Genomic DNA, 16387 nt, shown 5'->3' on the forward strand with positions numbered 1-16387 from the left:
CACTCTCATGTCTCGCATCGGTAAGCTCCCGATCACGGTCCCGGCCGGCGTCGACGTCACGATCGACGGCCAGACGGTCACCGTGAAGGGCCCCAAGGGTCAACTCACGCACAGCGTTGCTGAGCCCATCGTGGTCAACCGGGACGAGGACGGCACGATCGCCGTCTCGCGTCCGGATGACCAGCGCAAGAGCAAGGAACTGCACGGCCTGTCCCGCACCCTGATCGCCAACCTGGTGACCGGCGTGACGGACGGCTACGAGAAGAAGCTCGAGATCGTCGGCGTCGGGTACCGCGTGGTGGCCAAGGGCCCGACGCAGCTCGAGTTCGCGCTCGGCTACAGCCACTCGATCACGGTGGACGCCCCTGAGGGCATCACCTTCGTGGTCGAGGCGCCGACCAAGTTCTCGGTGCAGGGAATCGACAAGCAGTCGGTCGGCGAGGTCGCCGCCAACATCCGCAAGCTGCGTAAGCCGGAGCCCTACAAGGGCAAGGGTGTGCGGTACGCGGGCGAGCAGGTGCGCCGCAAGGTCGGAAAGGCTGGTAAGTAATGGCGATCGGACTGCGTCACAACAAGCACTCCGCCAAGAAGACCTCTTCCCGGCTGCGTCGCCAGATTCGCGTCCGCAAGAAGGTCAACGGCACGGCTGTCCGGCCGCGCCTGGTGGTCAGCAAGTCCTCGAAGCACCTGTTCGCTCAGGTCATCGACGACGTCGCCGGCGTCACGCTGGTGTCGGCTTCCACCATGGAGGCCGACCTGCGCGGTGCGGAGGCGAACAAGACGGACAAGGCCAAGACCGTCGGCGGCCTGATCGCCGACCGGGCCAAGGCCGCGGGCATCGACTCGGTCGTTTTCGACCGGGCCGGGAACAAGTACCACGGCCGCATCGCGGCCCTGGCTGACGCCGCCCGCGAGGGCGGCCTTGGCTTCTGACATGGCGACACAAAAGGAAGAAGGTAGTTCGAAATGAGCGGAGGCCAGCAGCGTCGCGGAGGCGGCGCCGGTGGTGAGCGCCGTAACCGCGACGGTGGTCGTGGTGCGGCAGCTGACAAGACCGCCTACATCGAGCGCGTGGTAGCCATCAACCGTGTTGCCAAGGTCGTGAAGGGTGGTCGTCGCTTCAGCTTCACCGCCCTCGTGGTCGTCGGCGACGGTGAAGGCACCGTCGGTGTTGGATACGGAAAGGCCAAGGAGGTGCCCGCGGCGATCGCCAAGGGTGTCGAGGAGGCCAAGAAGTCGTTCTTCAAGGTGCCGAGGATCCAGGGCACCATCCCGCACCCGGTGCAGGGCGAGAAGGCCGCAGGCGTTGTGATGCTGCGTCCGGCCGCTCCTGGTACCGGTGTGATCGCGGGTGGTTCGGCGCGCGCAGTACTGGAGTGCGCCGGGATCCACGACATCCTGAGCAAGTCGCTGGGTTCCTCCAACGCGATCAACGTGGTGCACGCCACGGTGGCCGCGCTGCAGGCCCTGGAGACCCCGGAAGCCGTGGCCGCGCGCCGTGGCATGCCGGTCGAGCACGTCGCCCCGGCGGCGCTGCTGAAGGCGCGGGCGGAGGGTATCTCCTGATGGCACGCTTGAAGGTGACCCAGACCCGTTCCGGCATCGGTGGCAAGCAGAACCAGCGCGACACGCTGCGCACCCTGGGCGTCAAGCGGATCGGCGACACCGCCGTCCACGAAGACAAGCCCGAGGTTCGCGGAATGGTCCGTGCGGTTCGCCACCTCATCACCGTTGAAGAGGTTGACTGACATGGTGCTCAAGGTTCATCACCTGCGCCCGGCGCCCGGAGCCAAGACCGCCAAGACCCGTGTGGGTCGTGGTGAGGGCTCCAAGGGCAAGACGGCCGGCCGCGGTACCAAGGGCAGCAAGGCCCGTAACAACATCCCCGAGAACTTCGAGGGTGGCCAGATGCCGTTGCACATGCGGCTCCCGAAGCTGAAGGGCTTCAAGAGCAGGAACCGAGTGGAGTTCCAGGTCGTTAACCTGGACAAGCTCGGACAGCTGTTCCCCGAAGGGGGCGAGATCGGCGTAGCCGACCTGGTCGCCAAGGGTGCGGTCCGTGACAGTCTCCCGGTGAAGGTGCTGGGCGACGGCGAGCTCACGGTTGCTCTGCAAGTTTCGGTACACAAGTTCTCGAAGTCCGCCAAGGAGAAGATCACGGCGGCCGGAGGAACCACTACCGAGGTGTGAGTATCCAGGGCTCGTGCGAGCCAGCGCTTGTATATTGTGCGCTGGAGTTCGGACGGGCCCTGGTTCGTCTCTTGCCCAGCTGCTTTGCTAGTGCCCTGCCCTGCCCGGGGCAAGGAAAACATGTGGGAGGACAGGGTGTTAGGCGCCTTTGCCAACGCGTTCAAGACTCCGGACCTGCGCCGGAAGATCTTGTTCGTGCTCTTCATTGTCGTGATCTTCCGGATCGGCTCGGTCGTGCCGGCGCCTGGCGTCAACGTCAAGTCGCTGGACACCTGCATCAAGCTGAGTCAGTCAGGTACGAACGCGAACCTGTACAACCTGATCAATCTCTTCTCGGGTGGGGCACTGCTGCAGCTCGCGATCTTCGCGCTGGGCATCATGCCGTACATCACCGCCAGCATCATTCTGCAGCTGCTCACCGTGGTCATCCCGCGGTTGGAGTCGCTGAAGAAGGAGGGCCAGGCGGGCCAGACCAAGATCACCCAGTACACCCGGTTCCTGACCGTCGGACTGGCGATCCTGCAGGCGACCGCGTTCGTCGCGCTCGCCCGGACGCCCGGCCGGCTGTTCCAGGGCTGTAACGAGCCGCTGCTCTACAAGGACGGCTGGTTCCCGGTCGTCGTGATGGTGCTCACCATGACCGCCGGCACCGGCGTCGTGATGTGGCTCGGCGAGCTGATCACCGATCGCGGTGTCGGCAACGGCATGTCGATCCTGATCTTCACCCAGATCGTCGCGACCTTCCCGTCGCAGCTGTGGGGTATCCGCAAGGCCAAGGGCATCCCGACCTTCGTCGTGGTGATCGCCATCGGTCTGGTGATCATGGCCGCGGTCATCTTCATCGAGCAGGCGCAGCGCCGGATCCCGGTGCAGTACGCCAAGCGGATGGTCGGCCGGAAGATGTTCGGCGGCACCTCGACCTACATCCCGCTGAAGGTGAACCAGGCCGGCGTCATCCCGGTCATCTTCGCCTCCAGCCTGCTGTATCTCCCGGTCCTGGTCAGTCAGTTCCGACAAGACAAACCGTGGGCGCAGTGGATCCAGGGCAACCTGGTCAAGGGCGATCACCCGATCTACATGGTGACGTATGTCGCCCTGATCATCTTCTTCACGTACTTCTACGTCTCGATTACCTTCAATCCGAAGGAAGTTGCAGACAACATGAAGAAGTACGGCGGCTTCATCCCCGGGATCCGGGCGGGCCGGCCGACCGAGGAGTACCTCTCCTACGTTCTGTCCCGCATCACGTTGCCCGGCGCGATCTACCTGGCGATCATCTCGATGATTCCGCTGGTCGCCCTCGTCCTGCTGAACGCCAGCCAGAACTTCCCGTTCGGCGGTACGTCGATCCTGATCATGGTCGGCGTCGGACTGGACACGGTGAAGCAGATCGAGTCGCAGCTGCAGCAACGTAATTACGAAGGGTTCCTGCGCTGATGAGACTGTTGCTGATGGGTCCGCCCGGAGCGGGTAAAGGTACGCAGGCAAAGGTGCTTGCGGACCGGCTCGGAATCCCGGCCGTATCCACCGGCGACATCTTCCGCGCGAACGTGAAGGACGAGACCGAGCTCGGTCTCGAGGCGAAGCGCTACATGGACGCGGGCAACTACGTCCCCGACGAGGTCACCAACGCAATGGTGCGCGACCGGTTGTCGGAGGCGGACGCGGGTGAGGGGTTCCTGCTCGACGGGTACCCCCGCACGTTGCCCCAGGTCGGCACGCTGGACGACATCCTGGCCGAGCACGGCCACGAGCTGGACGCGGTGGTCGCGCTGGTCGCGGACATCGACGTGCTGGTCGACCGGATGCTGCGCCGGGCCAAGGTGGACGGCCGCAGCGACGACTCCGAGGATGTCATCCGGCATCGCCAGGAGGTCTACGCCGCCGAGACCAAGCCGCTGCTGCAGGTGTACGCGCAGCGCGATCTGCTGGTCGAGGTCGACGGCGTGGGCGAGATCGAAGAGGTCAGCGAGCGCGTGCTCACTGCCCTGAAAACCCTGGAAGGGTAGTTCGAACGAAGTGATCTGCTGTGATCTTTAAAGACCGCGGGATCGAGATCAAGACCCGCGACCAGATCATCTCCATGCGTGCGGCCGGCCTGGTCGTCGGCCGCACGCTGGAACTGCTCCGCGGCGAGGTCAAGCCCGGTGTCAGCACCGGTGACCTCGACGCGATCGCGGAGGACGCCATCCGCTCAGCGGGTGCGCAGCCCTCGTTCAAGGGCTACCACGGCTTCACCGGCTCGATCTGCGCGTCGGTGAACGAGGAGATCGTGCACGGCATCCCCGGCGGCCGGGTACTGGCCGAGGGCGATCTGATCTCGATCGACTGCGGCGCGATCGTGGACGGCTGGCACGGCGACGCGGCCATCACGGTGCCGGTCGGCGAGGCCGCTCCGGAGCTGCTCGAACTGGCCCGGATCTGCGAAGAGTCGATGTGGCGTGGGTTCGCCGCCGCGAAGCTCGGGGGCCGGCTGACCGACATCTCGGCGGCGGTCGAGAGCTACGTGCGCGCCAATTCGGCGTACGGGATCGTCGAGGACTTCGTCGGGCACGGGATCGGGACGGCGATGCACCAGCCGCCGAACGTGCCGAACTTCGGCAAGGCCGGCAAGGGCCCGAAGCTGGTCGAGGGCCTCGCGCTGGCGGTCGAGCCGATGATCACCCTCGGCAAGCAGGACAACCACACGCTCGAGGACGACTGGACCGTGATCACCGACGACGGTCTGGCCGCGGCCCACACCGAGCACACCTTCACGCTGACCCCGCAGGGTCCGTGGGTGCTGACCGCCCTGGACGGCGGCGAGGCCAAGCTCAAGGAGCTCGGCGTCACCTTCGGCCCGCTCGCCGACTGACTCAAGTACCCCGAGGTCCGTCCATCGGGGGACGCACACGGTCCCCGGCTGAGGCACACTTGGGGCATGCCGAGTCAGTACCAGCCGCACCAGCGTTTCACCGAGGCCGACCGCGAGAAGATCGCCGGGCGGTTGCGGGACGCCTTCGCCGACGGCCGGCTGGACCAGCCCGAGTTCAGCTCGCGGCTCGACCAGCTGTACGCCGTCCAGACGTACGGCGAGCTGGAGCCGCTGGTGCGGGACCTGCCCCCGGTGCGGACCTATCAGACCCCGGCGGTCGTGCAGAACACCACTGCGGCTCCGGCCCCCGGTGATTTCCCGGAGCGGCAGAAGAGCAAGCAGGCCGAGCAGCACGGGCTGCGCAACCTCGGCGGTGGCTTCACCGGCGTGGTGGCGATCAACGTGATCATCTGGGGTGTCATCGGCCTGGCCAACGGCGGCCACTGGCCGCACTTCTGGCCGGTCTGGCTGCTGATCCCGTGGGCGATCATCATCATGGGTCAGCTCGGAAAGCGACGTTGACTCCGGCCCCGGTCCGTCGCCACACCCCGCGGCTGCGGCCGGACTGGGTGTGGCAACTGCGGCAGGGGTCGGCACTGGTCTACGTCCTGTGGTTCGTGATCGCGGTCCCGCTGGTGGTCGTCGGCCTGCTGCTGGAGCCGCGCTGGGTCGGCTGGATGGTGCTGGGCTGGTTCCTGGTCCTGGTGGTGTTCACGGTGGCGACCCGGCTGGCCGACCGCAAGCAGCGGCGAGCCTGGGAAGGCGTCGCGGAGCAGCTCGGCTGGGAGGTCGACCTGGCCGGGCAGGAGGTGCTGGAGCGCTGGCCGTTCCCGCCGTTCAGCACCGATCCCGCGGCTGAGGTCTTCGACCTCACCACCGGCCGGCATCGCGGCCGCCAGCTGGTGACCGGTTGCTTCCGGCATCAGGTCCGCAGACGCCAACTGGGCTTCGACTTTCTCGACCTCGCCGTCGATCGGCCGCTGCCGCCGCTGCAGATCCTGCCGGGCTCGCTGGCGCCGGTCGCCGCGGCCAGTCTGCTGCCGATCAAGCTCAGCATCGACGGCCTGCCGGGCTCGTACCAGCTCTTCAACGGCCGGGAGGACCTGGCCGTCCAGGTGCTGCACCCACGCGCGGCCGAGGCGCTGGCGAAGGTCCCGCCCTTCGGTTTCAGCTGCGAGGGCCGCCGTTTCGTCGTCATCCTGCCCGCCTACCGTGACTCCGATACCGCGCTCGCCCAGCTCGACGCCGCCTGCGACCTGCTCGACCTGATGCCGGAACACGTCTGGCAAGCAGGCGAGCAATGGCTGGCCACCAGACCCCTCTAGCACACCTCGAGGGGTGCCGCTGGGACCCGATTGGGTTTTTCCTGGGGGAGTGGCGTAAACTCTTTCCTTGGCCCTTCGTGGCCTCTTCTCGTGCTGCCCAGTGCGGTGCCGGAAGGTAGTACCACCATTCAGTTGTCGTCTACAGAAGTGCGAGGACATGCCCAAAAAAGAGGGAGTAATCGAACTCGAGGGCACCATCGTCGAGGCCCTGCCGAACGCGATGTTCCGTGTTGAGCTGTCCAACGGGCACAAGGTGCTCGCGCACATCAGCGGCAAGATGAGGCAGCACTACATCCGGATCCTCCCCGAGGACCGGGTCGTCGTGGAGCTGTCGCCGTACGACCTCACCCGGGGTCGCATCGTCTACCGGTACAAGTAACCAAGCCACCTGTCGAAGAAAGAAGCTCGATGAAGGTCAATCCGAGCGTCAAGAAGATCTGCGACAAGTGCAAGGTGATCCGCCGTCACGGCCGGGTCATGGTGATCTGCGAGAACCCGCGGCACAAGCAGCGGCAAGGCTGATCCAGCCCCACTCGCGTTTCCTGCACTTTCGCACCACACAGCGCGCACGCTCGTCCAGCACCGCACCACGCTGGATGCTGCCCCCGGAACAGAGGCCGGGGCCTTGCCGGTGAGCACCGACTTCACCGAGGCGGGCAAGGACGCGGCGCGCCACCACACCTCTGCCGACGAAAGGAACACCGCCACATGGCACGCCTCGTAGGAGTTGACCTTCCGCGCGACAAGCGCATCGAGGTCGCTCTCACCTACATCTTCGGTGTAGGTCGTACTCGCGCCCTGAAGACGCTCGAAGCCACCGGCATCTCCGGTGACAAGCGCGTCCAGGAACTGGGCGACGAAGAACTGGTCAAGCTCCGGGACTTCATCGAAGGCAACTACAAGATCGAAGGTGACCTCCGTCGTGAGGTCACCGCGGACATCCGCCGCAAGATCGAGATCGGGTCGTACCAGGGTCGCCGGCACCGCAGCGGTCTGCCGGTGCGCGGTCAGCGCACCCGCACCAACGCCCGTACCCGGAAGGGTCGTCGTAAGGCGATCGCCGGCAAGAAGAAGAAGTGACCCGGATGATCCACGCCCTCGAGCTTTCCAGGAGCAACTGACTTATGCCTCCCAAGAGCCGCACAGCGGCCGGCGCGAAGAAGGTGCGCCGCAAGGAGAAGAAGAACGTGGCCGTCGGCCACGCGCACATCAAGAGCACGTTCAACAACACGATCGTGACGATCACCGACCCGACCGGCGCGGTCATCGCGTGGGCCTCGGCCGGCACCGTCGGCTTCAAGGGTTCGCGCAAGTCGACCCCGTTCGCCGCGCAGATGGCTGCCGAGGCGGCCGGCCGGCGCGCGATGGAGCACGGCATGAAGAAGATCGACGTCTTCGTCAAGGGCCCCGGCTCCGGCCGTGAGACCGCGATCCGTTCGCTGGGCGCGGTCGGCCTCGAGGTCGGCACCATCCAGGACGTCACCCCGACCGCCCACAACGGCTGCCGCCCTCCCAAGCGGCGCCGGGTCTGATCCAGAGAGAGGCAGGTAGCTAACAATGGCCCGTTACACCGGACCCATGACCAAGAAGTCGCGCCGTCTCGGGGTCGACCTCGTCGGTGGCGACAAGGCGTTCGAGCGTCGTCCGTACCCCCCGGGTATGCACGGCCGCGGCCGTCCCAAGGAGAGCGAGTACCTGCTCCAGCTGCGTGAGAAGCAGAAGGCTCGTTACGCCTACGGCGTGCTCGAGAAGCAGTTCAGCCTGTACTACAAGGAGGCCTCGCGCCGTCCTGGTAAGACCGGTGACAACCTGCTGATCATCCTCGAGTCGCGTCTCGACAACGTCGTCTACCGCTCCGGCCTGGCCCGGACCCGTCGGCAGGCGCGTCAGCTCGTCGTGCACGGTCACTTCACCGTGAACGGCATCAAGGTGAACATCCCGTCGTACCGCGTCTCCGCGCACGACGTGATCGACGTCCGGCCGAAGTCGGTCGAGATGACGCCGTTCATCATCGCCAGGGAGGCCCACTCGGAGCGAGTGGTGCCGGCCTGGCTCGAGGCCCTGCCCGAGCGGCTGCGGATCCTCGTGCACCAGCTGCCCACCCGGGCGCAGATCGACACCCAGGTCGCCGAGCACCTGATCGTCGAGCTCTACTCGAAGAACTGACTCCGTCGCCGCCGGTGGCCCAGGCCACCGGCGGCGCGGGTCTTTCGGTTCTTCGGTTCGCGACCTCAAATAGTGGTCGTCGCGGAAAATCCAGAAGGAAGAACACACAGTGCTTATTGCGCAGCGTCCCACCCTGGCCGAAGAGGTCGTCGACGAGCACCGCTCGCGGTTCGTGATCGAGCCGCTGGAGCCGGGCTTCGGTTACACCCTCGGCAACTCCATCCGCCGTACCCTGCTGTCGTCCATCCCGGGCGCGGCGGTGACCAGCATCAAGGTCGACGGGGTACTGCACGAGTTCTCCACCGTCGCCGGGGTGAAGGAGGACGCCACCCAGCTGATCCTGAACCTCAAGGACCTGGTCGTCTCCTCCGAGCACGACGAGCCCGTCACCATGTACCTGCGCAAGCAGGGCCCCGGTGACGTGACCGCCGCCGACATCGCGCCGCCGGCCGGTGTCGAGGTGCACAACCCGGACCTGAAGATCGCCACCCTGAACGAGAAGGGCCGGCTCGAGATGGAGCTGGTCGTCGAGCGGGGCCGCGGTTACGTCTCCGCGGTGCAGAACAAGTCCGCGGACGCCGAGATCGGCCGGATGCCGGTCGACTCGATCTACTCCCCGGTCCTGAAGGTCACCTACAAGGTCGAGGCGACCCGGGTCGAGCAGCGCACCGACTTCGACCGGCTGGTCGTCGACGTCGAGACCAAGCCGTCGATGCTGCCGCGGGACGCCGTCGCGTCGGCAGGCAAGACGCTGGTCGAGCTGTTCGGTCTGGCCCGTGAGCTGAACGTCGAGGCCGAGGGCATCGACATCGGCCCGTCGCCGGTCGACGAGCAGATGGCGGCCGACCTGGCCCTGCCGGTCGAGGACCTGCAGCTGACGGTCCGGTCCTACAACTGCCTCAAGCGTGAGGGCATCCACACCGTGGGTGAACTGATCTCGCGCAGCGAGCAGGACCTGCTGGACATCCGCAACTTCGGCTCCAAGTCGATCGACGAGGTCAAGCTGAAGCTGGCCGAGATGGGCCTGTCGCTGAAGGACTCGCCCCCCGGCTTCGACCTGCGCGCCGCCGCTGAGGCGTACGGCGACGACGCTGAGGACGAGGACGAGAGCTTCGCCGAGACCGAGCAGTACTGAGCTAGCAAGGCCCATCCAAGGCCCTCACCCGGGCCTGAGATTTCCTGGAGTAAAGAGAGATGCCTACCCCGACCAAGGGATCCCGCCTCGGCGGCAGCGCGGCGCACCAGAAGCTGATCCTCAGCAACCTGGCCACCTCGCTGTTCGAGCACGGTGCCATCACCACCACCGCGACCAAGGCCAAGCGCCTGCAGCCGCTGGCGGAGTCGCTGATCACCAAGGCCAAGCGCGGTGACCTGAACTCCCGTCGCCAGGTGATGAAGCGCATTCGCGACAAGTCCGTCGTGCACGTGCTGTTCACCGAGATCGGCGAGCGGTACTCCGACCGTCCGGGCGGCTACACCCGGATCATCAAGCTCGGCCCCCGCAAGGGCGACAACGCCCCCATGGTGAAGATCGAGCTGGTCGAGGCCCTGGCCGACTCGCCGAAGGCCAAGGCCGCGGCGAAGAAGGCCGCTCCGGCCAAGAAGGCGACCGCGAAGAAGGCGGCCGCCAAGGACGAGACCAAGGCTGACGCGGCTCCGGTCGCGGACACCAAGGTCGAGGACGTCGTGGCCGGCAAGTACGAGGGCTCGGCCGCCCCGCTCGACGGCGGCGCCGCTCCCGAGGGCTACGACATCAAGGGCAACGAGGACTCGATGAAGTACCACGGCACCGACTCGCCGTGGTACGACCAGACCGTCGCCGAGGTCTGGTTCAAGACCGAGGACGCCGCGAAGGCCGCCGGCTTCACCAAGGCCGGCGAGACCGCCGAGGACAAGTAGTCACCCAGTTCCACCAGCAGCGCCCCTCCGCCTTCGGGTGGAGGGGCGCTGCTGCGTTAGATTGCCCTGTGCGTTGGCGGATTGATCTCAGGTATGACGGCACCGAATTCCACGGCTGGGCCCGTCAGGCGGGCCTCAGGACCGTTCAGGGGGTGCTTGAGCAGTCGCTCGCCACCGTCCTGCGGCAGCAGGAGCTCCCGACGGTGACCTGCGCCGGCCGGACCGACACCGGCGTCCATGCCAGGGGACAGGTGGTGCACGTCTGGCTGCCCGACGGCCAGGTGGCCAGGGACCTGGTGCACCGGCTCAACGGCGTACTGCCGGACGATGTGTGGGTCAGTGGCGCCAGCGAGGCCGCAGAGGGTTTCGACGCCCGCTTCTCGGCTCTGTGGCGCCGCTACGTCTACCGGATCTGCGACGACAACATCGCCAAGGACCCGCTGACCAGGAACCACGTACTGCGAGTGCTGGCGCCCCTCGACGTGGACCGGATGAACGAGGCGTCGACGCGGCTGCTCGGCGAACACGACTTCGCTGCGTTCTGCCGGCGTCGGGTGGGAGCGACCACAGTGCGTACGCTGCGGGAGTTCAGCTGGACCCGTACTGCGCCCGGCCTGGTCGAGGCGACGGTGATCGCCGATGCGTTCTGCCACTCGATGGTCCGGGCGCTGGTGGGTTCGATCGTCCCGGTGGGCGACGGGCGCCGTGGGATCGACTGGCCGGCCACCGTGCTGGCCGGGAAGGTCCGGGACTCGGCAGTGACCGTATTGCCCGCACATGGACTCACCCTGGAAGAAGTGCGGTATCCAGCAGACGACCAACTGGCGGCGCGGGCCACAGAGGCCCGCAACACCAGAGGAGAGGTACACACGCGTGGCTGACCACTACTTCTCGGCAGAGCCGACCTCGGACGACGTACGGCGTACTGTCGGCTGCCAGATCTGGGGGAAGCCCTACGCCTTCACGACGTCGACCGGTGTCTTCTCCCGGGACCGGCTGGACCGCGGTACGTCGATCCTGCTGCGGGAGGTGCCGGCGCCGACCACTGGCGGCACCTACCTCGACCTGGGCACCGGCTACGGGCCGATCGCGTGTGCGCTGGCAGTGGAGGACCCCAAGGCTCAGGTCTGGGCGGTCGACGTGAACAACCGGGCTCTGGAGCTCACGGCGGAGAACGCCAAGACGGCCGGGGTCGGCGATCGCGTGCACCCCCGGCTGGTGGACGACGTACCGGCGGAGGTGCGGTTCGACCAGATCTGGTCGAACCCGGCGATCCACATCGGCAAGCCCGAGCTGCACAAGATGCTGCTGCACTGGCTGGCCAGGCTTGCCCCCGGCGGCGTGGGATGGTTCGTCGTCGGCAAGAACCTCGGTGCGGACTCGCTGCAGCGCTGGCTGACCGACCAGGGGTATCCCTGTCAGCGGACCGCCAGCGCCAAGGGCTTCAGAGTTCTGCGGGTCACTGCAACGGACGAGGCTCCAGCGCCGTCCTGAGGGTATGGAGGCAGCCTTGGCGGGCGTGGAAGCGCAGTCCAGCGCGATCGACTTCGAGCTCTGGGTGAGCGAGAAGGCCGACGCGCTGCTGCGGTTCGCCTATGTGCTGACCGGCGATCACACGCTGGCGGAGGATGCGGTCCAGGACGCCCTGACGACAGCCTGTGCGCGCTGGGGCCGGGTCAGCCAGGCGGACGACCCCGAGGCCTACGTGAAGCGCATGGTGGTCAACGCCCACATCTCCTGGTGGCGCCGCTTCCGCAAGCGGGAGGCGCCGGTCGCGGAGCCGACCAGGGCAGCTGCCGCAGCTCCTGACGGCACAGCGGGCAGGGCGAACGCGGAGGCCGTCTGGGCGCTGTGCGCGACGCTGCCGGACAAGCAGCGCGCTGCCGTCGTACTGCGCTTCTACGAGGACCTCTCGTACGCCGAGATCGCAGGGCTACTGCACTGCGCGGAGGCGACCGCCAGATCGCACGTGCACCGAGCCCTCGCAGTACTGAAGGACACGCTGAGCAAGGAAGGAGCCGAAGATGCCTGAGCCGGATGAGCAGGAGTTCGGCCCTCAGCTCGCGGATGCCTTCCAGAGTAAGGCCCACACCGTGCAGGGGCTCCGGGCGACTGGCCTGGCCCGCGAGGCACGCAAGAGGGTTCACAAGCGACGTCAGCGGCTCGCCACGGCTGCGGCGGCGGTAGTGGTCGTCGTGGCGATCGGTGGGGTGTGGGGCGTCATCGGAGGGCCTTCGCCGGTCAGTACCAGCTCGAGCGACAGCGCCAGCTCGGCTGGTGGCGTGGCAGAGAAGGCGGCGCCTAGCCATCCCACAGCCACTAGCTCCTGCCCGGCCGACCACCCGATCCTCACAGCCGGCAGTCACGAGGCTGTACCGCCCGGCACTGGGCTGGACCTGGACACCCAGGTCTACGGGCTGGAGGTCTGCCGCTACCAGCTGGTGGCGGGGGACCAGTTGCTGCTCGGCTCAGCGACCTTCACCGCGACCACCGCCCAGCAGGTGGTCGACGCGATCAAGGTGCTGCCGGAACGCAACCCGAGCCTGCCGGTCTTCAAGTGCACCCCGGAGACAGCTGTCCCGAAGGAAGCGATCGTGCTGCGCTTCAACACCGCGACCGGTATCCGCGAGATCTGGGTTGGGTACGACGGCTGCTCGTCGGCCGGTTTCTTCACGGGCACCCGCACCTACGGCCTGTACGCCGCGCCGCTGAAGTTGTTCCTGAAGGGCTCCGTTCGTCCCACCACCGGTGTGTATCTCAACCGGCTGAAGGGCTGGTAGCTACTCCCGGCTCTGGCCCTGCCCGCGCTGTGGCAGGTGCCGGACGTTGTCAGGCTTGGCGCCGTCGGTCGCGCGGTAGGTGCCGGTTTGTGGGGTGGCGTTGCCCAGGAACTTCCGGAGGTGGTCGACCTCGGCCGACTGCGGGGATTTGGTGCTCGCTGCGTCGCGGTACTGGTCTTCGAGGTCGGCTGTGGTGGTGCTCAACGCGGTGATCGCCCGGCCGGCTGCCTGGTGTCCGCCGATGGTCTTGGCCACGTCCGTGAGTTGGTTGCTCTGCTGGGTGGTCTCGACGTCGGCGAGATGTGGGCGCATGGTCTGGATGAGCTGGGTTCGGACGGCTTCGCGGTCCTCGGGTGGGAGGACGTCTGCGAGGCGTTCGTCGATCACGAGGTCGGCTGCTGTTGCCAGGCGCTGGGTGCGGTCCGATTGGTCCAGCTGGCTGCGCACCTGGTCTTGCGGCAACCCGGTGATCTCCGCCGTACCGCGAACCAGTTCGTCGGTGGCGGCGGTGTACGCCGGGTAGGAGTCGGGTGAGGCGACGGTGAGCAGGTCCGGCTGGACCCGATCCATGCCGATGTCCCGGATGACCGCGTTGACATGGCGATGCGCCCAGGTCTCGGTCAGCCCCTCCTCCACCGCTACGGCATCGGCGGAGTAGACCGGGATCGCACCTGGGGCGGCTTCGTCTCCGAGGGTGTTGAGCAGGTGCTTGCTCTCGTGCACCACTGTGAGCACGGCGTCTCGGGCGTCGATCAGCTCCGTCGTCGACAGTGGCCGGCCTGCTGTGTAGGCCTCAGCGACCGGCTGGAGGACTGCCGCGCGACTGACGGTCATGCCGCCGTCGTCGAGTGCGCTACCGAGCACGTTCGCCTCGGTCTCCTCGTTCAGCTCGCCGTTCCACCGGGTCGGCCGACCGGACAGTTTCTCCACCGACTGGATGACGCTGCGGACCCATTGGTACTCGTTGCTGTTCTTGGGGACGGCCTGGCCGAGGTTCATTCGGCCGTCTTCGCCAAGTGGGTGATGAGCCGGGACAGCGGGCTGTTGAGTCTGCGGATCGCGCCGGCCTCCCGATGCGGTGCCTGGGCTGCCAGTGCACCGATCTCCTGGATGGTCCGCTCGATCTGCGGGATCCGGACCTGGGCGGGGTCTTCGCTGTTGATCGCCCGTGCGAACAGGATCTGGGCTTGGTGGAACTGCTCGCTGGTCGCCTTGGGCGGGCCGGCCAAGAGTCGCTGGAGCTCGGCGGCCCGCCCCTGGGCGTTCTCCCGGCCCCGCTCGTCCTCGACCTGGTCCGCCATCGCCCGCAGCCGCGCGCTCTCGGCCTCGATCACCTCGGGCGAGGCGCCCTTCAAGTTGTCCAGCAGGCGCTGCAGTTCGGCCTCGACGGCTTCGTAGTCGACTGGCTTCTCGGTCATCGGGCTCCCTGTTCGGCTCGGGACGACGATAACTGTTCGCGGCGGCCAGCGGGGCCCGTCAGACTGGGGGTATGGGTCACGTCGAGGTTGCGGGTGTCGGGTTCGAGTTGCCGGACGGGCGGGTGTTGCTGGACGACATCACGTTCCGGGTCGGGGACGGGGCCAAGGTCGCGTTGGTGGGGGCCAACGGGTCGGGGAAGACGACGTTGACCAAGATCATCGCGGGGGATCTCAAGGCGCACGCCGGCAGCGTCGCGCGGTCCGGTGGGCTGGGCGTGATGCGGCAGTTCGTCGGGTCGGTGCGGGACGACACGAACGTGCGCGACCTGCTGCTCGGGGTCGCGCCGGAGCCGCTGCGGGAGGCCGCGGCGAAGCTCGACCAGGCCGAGTTGGCGATGATGGAGGCCGACGACGAGAAGACCCAGCTGCGCTACGCGCAGGCGGTCTCCGACTGGGGCGAGGTCGGCGGGTACGACGCCGAGGTGCTCTGGGACGTCTGCACGATGGCCGCGCTCGGGATGCCGTTCGACAACTGCCGGTGGCGTGAGGTCAAGACGCTGTCCGGCGGCGAGCAGAAGCGGCTCGTGCTGGAGGCGCTGCTGCGCGGTCCGGACGAGGTACTGATGCTGGACGAGCCGGACAACTACCTCGACGTGCCGGCCAAGCGCTGGCTCGAGGAGCAGCTCAAGACCACCCAGAAGACGGTGCTCTACATCAGCCACGACCGGGAGTTGCTGGCCAACACCGCGACCCGGATCGTCACCGTCGAACTAGGTGCTGCAGGCAACAGTATCTGGACGCACGGCGGTGGATTCAAGACCTACCACGAGGCGCGCAAGCACCGGTTCGAGCGGCTGGAGGAGCTGCGCCGGCGCTGGGACGAGGAGCACGCCAAGCTCAAGGCGCTGGTGCTGATGTACAAGCAGAAGGCGGCCTACAACGACGGGCTCGCGTCGCGCTACAAGGCGGCGCAGACCCGGCTGGCGAAGTTCGAGGAGGCCGGCCCGCCGCAGGCGATCCCGCGCGAGCAGAAGGTCAGCATGCGGCTGACCGGCGGCCGGACCGGCAAGCGCGCCGTGGTCTGCGAGGGCCTGGAGCTGACCGGTCTGATGAAGCCCTTCGACCTCGAGGTCTGGTACGGCGAACGCGTGGCCGTGCTCGGCTCGAACGGCTCGGGCAAGTCGCACTTCCTGCGGCTGCTCGCGAACGGCGGCTCCGATCCCGACATCGAGCACCGGCCGGTGGGGGAGATGGTGATCCCGTCGGTCGCGCACACCGGCAGCGCCAAGCTCGGCGCCCGGGTCCGTCCCGGCTGGTTCGCGCAGACGCACGAGCACCCCGAGCTGGCCGGCAAGACGCTGCTGGAGATCCTGCACCGCGGCGACGAGCACCGCGACGGGATGGGCCGCGAACTGGCCTCGCGCAAACTCGACCGGTACGAGCTGGCACACGCCGCCGAGCAGTCCTTCGACTCGCTCTCTGGTGGTCAGCAGGCGCGGTTCCAGATCCTGCTGCTGGAGCTGTCCGGCGCGACCATGCTGCTGCTCGACGAGCCGACCGACAACCTGGACGTCGAGTCCGCCGAGGCGCTGGAGGAGGGCCTGGACTCCTTCGACGGCACGGTGCTGGCGGTCACCCACGACCGCTGGTTCTCCCGTGGCTTCGACCGCTACCTGGTCTTCGGCAGCGACGGCAACGTCTACGAGGCGCCCGAGCCGGTCTGGGACGAGGCGCGGGTGCAGCGCGCCCGCTAGC

At 67.3% G+C, this 16387-nt stretch carries 23 protein-coding genes and 2 pseudogenes; 23 read left to right on the top strand and 2 right to left on the bottom strand.

Annotated elements, in window-relative coordinates:
- Positions 1 to 7 precede the first annotated feature (7 nt).
- The 22 genes and pseudogenes from rplF (at position 8) to AB0P21_RS17300 (ending at position 13214) form a co-directional block, all read left to right on the top strand.
- Positions 8 to 550: a 50S ribosomal protein L6 gene (gene rplF, locus AB0P21_RS17195; RefSeq protein WP_363697636.1), complete on the top strand. Its 543-nt coding sequence runs from the start codon at positions 8 to 10 to the stop codon at positions 548 to 550.
- Positions 550 to 933 (top strand): 50S ribosomal protein L18, encoded by a 384-nt coding sequence (gene rplR, locus AB0P21_RS17200; protein WP_363697638.1) that lies wholly within the window; start codon positions 550 to 552, stop codon positions 931 to 933. The genes rplF and rplR overlap by 1 nt, the downstream gene beginning before the upstream one ends.
- 33 nt (positions 934 to 966) lie before the next feature.
- Complete coding sequence (rpsE, locus tag AB0P21_RS17205) at positions 967 to 1566, top strand: 30S ribosomal protein S5 (protein WP_020388093.1); 600 nt, start codon at positions 967 to 969, stop codon at positions 1564 to 1566.
- Positions 1566 to 1748: a 50S ribosomal protein L30 gene (gene rpmD, locus AB0P21_RS17210; RefSeq protein ID WP_020388092.1), complete on the top strand. Its 183-nt coding sequence runs from the start codon at positions 1566 to 1568 to the stop codon at positions 1746 to 1748. Before rpsE ends, rpmD begins: the two co-directional genes overlap by 1 nt.
- A 1-nt stretch (position 1749) precedes the next feature.
- Positions 1750 to 2190, top strand: a complete 441-nt coding sequence (gene rplO, locus AB0P21_RS17215; RefSeq protein ID WP_164598728.1) for a 50S ribosomal protein L15 — start codon at positions 1750 to 1752, stop codon at positions 2188 to 2190.
- A 135-nt stretch (positions 2191 to 2325) separates the two neighbouring features.
- Positions 2326 to 3627 (top strand): preprotein translocase subunit SecY, encoded by a 1302-nt coding sequence (gene secY, locus AB0P21_RS17220; protein ID WP_363697640.1) that lies wholly within the window; start codon positions 2326 to 2328, stop codon positions 3625 to 3627.
- The gene (locus AB0P21_RS17225) at positions 3627 to 4199 is read left to right on the top strand and encodes an adenylate kinase (protein ID WP_363697642.1); all 573 of its coding nucleotides are present in this window, start codon (positions 3627 to 3629) and stop codon (positions 4197 to 4199) included. The genes secY and AB0P21_RS17225 overlap by 1 nt, the downstream gene beginning before the upstream one ends.
- A 20-nt stretch (positions 4200 to 4219) precedes the next feature.
- Complete coding sequence (gene map, locus AB0P21_RS17230; RefSeq protein WP_363697643.1) at positions 4220 to 5044, top strand: type I methionyl aminopeptidase; 825 nt, start codon at positions 4220 to 4222, stop codon at positions 5042 to 5044.
- Between the two features lie 66 nt (positions 5045 to 5110).
- Complete coding sequence (locus AB0P21_RS17235; protein WP_363697644.1) at positions 5111 to 5566, top strand: DUF1707 domain-containing protein; 456 nt, start codon at positions 5111 to 5113, stop codon at positions 5564 to 5566.
- Complete coding sequence (locus AB0P21_RS17240) at positions 5563 to 6369, top strand: hypothetical protein (protein ID WP_363697646.1); 807 nt, start codon at positions 5563 to 5565, stop codon at positions 6367 to 6369. The genes AB0P21_RS17235 and AB0P21_RS17240 overlap by 4 nt, the downstream gene beginning before the upstream one ends.
- Before the next feature lie 157 nt (positions 6370 to 6526).
- Complete coding sequence (infA, locus tag AB0P21_RS17245; RefSeq protein ID WP_012923661.1) at positions 6527 to 6748, top strand: translation initiation factor IF-1; 222 nt, start codon at positions 6527 to 6529, stop codon at positions 6746 to 6748.
- A gap of 29 nt (positions 6749 to 6777) precedes the next feature.
- Positions 6778 to 6891, top strand: coding sequence for a 50S ribosomal protein L36 (rpmJ, locus tag AB0P21_RS17250; RefSeq protein ID WP_008361054.1), 114 nt, complete (start codon positions 6778 to 6780; stop codon positions 6889 to 6891).
- Between the two features lie 186 nt (positions 6892 to 7077).
- The gene (gene rpsM / locus AB0P21_RS17255; RefSeq protein ID WP_164598738.1) at positions 7078 to 7449 is read left to right on the top strand and encodes a 30S ribosomal protein S13; all 372 of its coding nucleotides are present in this window, start codon (positions 7078 to 7080) and stop codon (positions 7447 to 7449) included.
- Between the two features lie 44 nt (positions 7450 to 7493).
- Entirely contained in the window at positions 7494 to 7901 is a 408-nt protein-coding gene (rpsK, locus tag AB0P21_RS17260) for a 30S ribosomal protein S11 (RefSeq protein ID WP_363697648.1), read from the top strand.
- 25 nt (positions 7902 to 7926) lie between these two features.
- Entirely contained in the window at positions 7927 to 8535 is a 609-nt protein-coding gene (rpsD, locus tag AB0P21_RS17265; protein WP_164598750.1) for a 30S ribosomal protein S4, read from the top strand.
- 109 nt (positions 8536 to 8644) lie between these two features.
- Positions 8645 to 9670: a DNA-directed RNA polymerase subunit alpha gene (locus tag AB0P21_RS17270; RefSeq protein WP_020388081.1), complete on the top strand. Its 1026-nt coding sequence runs from the start codon at positions 8645 to 8647 to the stop codon at positions 9668 to 9670.
- 59 nt (positions 9671 to 9729) lie between these two features.
- A pseudogene (gene rplQ / locus AB0P21_RS17275) lies at positions 9730 to 10068 on the top strand (50S ribosomal protein L17); the annotation flags it as partial.
- A gap of 204 nt (positions 10069 to 10272) precedes the next feature.
- A pseudogene (locus AB0P21_RS17280) lies at positions 10273 to 10434 on the top strand (50S ribosomal protein L17); the annotation flags it as partial.
- 68 nt (positions 10435 to 10502) lie between these two features.
- Positions 10503 to 11315: a tRNA pseudouridine(38-40) synthase TruA gene (truA, locus tag AB0P21_RS17285; protein ID WP_363697650.1), complete on the top strand. Its 813-nt coding sequence runs from the start codon at positions 10503 to 10505 to the stop codon at positions 11313 to 11315.
- Positions 11308 to 11928 carry a methyltransferase gene (locus AB0P21_RS17290; RefSeq protein WP_363697651.1) on the top strand — a complete coding sequence of 207 codons (621 nt, stop codon included), beginning with the start codon at positions 11308 to 11310 and terminating at the stop codon, positions 11926 to 11928. The genes truA and AB0P21_RS17290 overlap by 8 nt, the downstream gene beginning before the upstream one ends.
- Before the next feature lie 25 nt (positions 11929 to 11953).
- On the top strand, positions 11954 to 12466 hold the full coding sequence (locus AB0P21_RS17295; protein WP_363698441.1) for a SigE family RNA polymerase sigma factor: 513 nt from the start codon (positions 11954 to 11956) through the stop codon (positions 12464 to 12466).
- Complete coding sequence (locus AB0P21_RS17300) at positions 12459 to 13214, top strand: hypothetical protein (RefSeq protein WP_363697653.1); 756 nt, start codon at positions 12459 to 12461, stop codon at positions 13212 to 13214. The genes AB0P21_RS17295 and AB0P21_RS17300 overlap by 8 nt, the downstream gene beginning before the upstream one ends.
- On the opposite strand, the gene AB0P21_RS17305 is transcribed toward AB0P21_RS17300, so the two are convergent.
- Both AB0P21_RS17305 and AB0P21_RS17310 read right to left on the bottom strand, forming a co-directional pair.
- Positions 13215 to 14213, bottom strand: a complete 999-nt coding sequence (locus AB0P21_RS17305; protein WP_363697654.1) for a hypothetical protein — start codon at positions 14211 to 14213, stop codon at positions 13215 to 13217.
- On the bottom strand, positions 14210 to 14632 hold the full coding sequence (locus AB0P21_RS17310; protein WP_363697656.1) for a hypothetical protein: 423 nt from the start codon (positions 14630 to 14632) through the stop codon (positions 14210 to 14212). The genes AB0P21_RS17305 and AB0P21_RS17310 overlap by 4 nt, the downstream gene beginning before the upstream one ends.
- A gap of 71 nt (positions 14633 to 14703) precedes the next feature.
- Here AB0P21_RS17310 and AB0P21_RS17315 point away from each other — a divergent pair, with 71 nt between their 5' ends.
- Positions 14704 to 16386, top strand: coding sequence for an ATP-binding cassette domain-containing protein (locus AB0P21_RS17315; protein ID WP_363697658.1), 1683 nt, complete (start codon positions 14704 to 14706; stop codon positions 16384 to 16386).
- Position 16387 lies beyond the last annotated feature (1 nt).

It is taken from the genome of Kribbella sp. NPDC056861 (genome assembly GCF_040687575.1).
Lineage (GTDB): Bacteria > Actinomycetota > Actinomycetes > Propionibacteriales > Kribbellaceae > Kribbella.